This is a genomic window from Petralouisia muris, from assembly GCF_004793545.1.
Classification (GTDB): domain Bacteria; phylum Bacillota; class Clostridia; order Lachnospirales; family Lachnospiraceae; genus Petralouisia; species Petralouisia muris.
On record NZ_SRYA01000228.1, the window covers coordinates 1 to 719 of the forward strand.

1 protein-coding gene and 1 pseudogene are annotated in these 719 nt (G+C 49.0%); both read left to right on the top strand.

The features are described 5' to 3' along the window. Positions 1 to 278, top strand: a pseudogene (locus E5329_RS32445) (hypothetical protein); the annotation flags it as partial. A gap of 11 nt (positions 279 to 289) precedes the next feature. Continuing rightward, positions 290 to 538 (top strand): hypothetical protein, encoded by a 249-nt coding sequence (locus tag E5329_RS29225; RefSeq protein ID WP_135992587.1) that lies wholly within the window; start codon positions 290 to 292, stop codon positions 536 to 538. Positions 539 to 719 lie beyond the last annotated feature (181 nt).

Consider the following 719-nt stretch of genomic DNA (forward strand, 5'->3'; position numbering starts at 1 on the left):
CCAGAGCGGAACAGGGAATCCGCTTTATAGACCCCCATTACAAAGAGCTGTTCCGTATCCCAGACGGCGGGAAAATCACCATCACTTATGATTGGTGAGAAAAGGCGGAAAAAACCTGCCGTTTCATTGACGAATGCCATACCGAGGTGGGCAGCAACCTCTACCACATCTGCGAGTTTGCCGAGCGTCTGGAAAGGAACGGGCATAGCTGCGAGCCGAAGCCGCAAGAGCCGCCGACTGCACAGAAATCACCGAAACACAAAGACCATGAGCGATAGGAGATGTGACAATGAATATTCAGGATATAGCAAAAAGCAAGGAAAAGAAAGTGGTTTTTCATATGGTATTGGAGGAAGCCTGCCGGCAGTGGTGCGATGGCATTGAAGATGCGCCAGAGAGGAAAGACGGCGAGGGCTTTGCCGATTTTTTCTATGAAATTTTTGAGGATAAGGAAAAGGAATATGTTCAGCAGGTAAAAGAGATGAATGGCGGCAGGCTTCCCCTTTTACAGCCAAAAGACAAAGAGCATGAACGATAGGAGGTATGGGATATGGCAGTCTACCCAAAAGCCATAAGAACCTTAAACAAGGTTCTGGACGCAGGGTTTACCGAAGAAAAAGCCATCGCCGCCATGACAATGGATGACATTCTCTCCATGCAGGGTATCACGGTGGCGGACATCACGCTCATCAACGAGCTGCAAAAGAGCATCAAGGGGA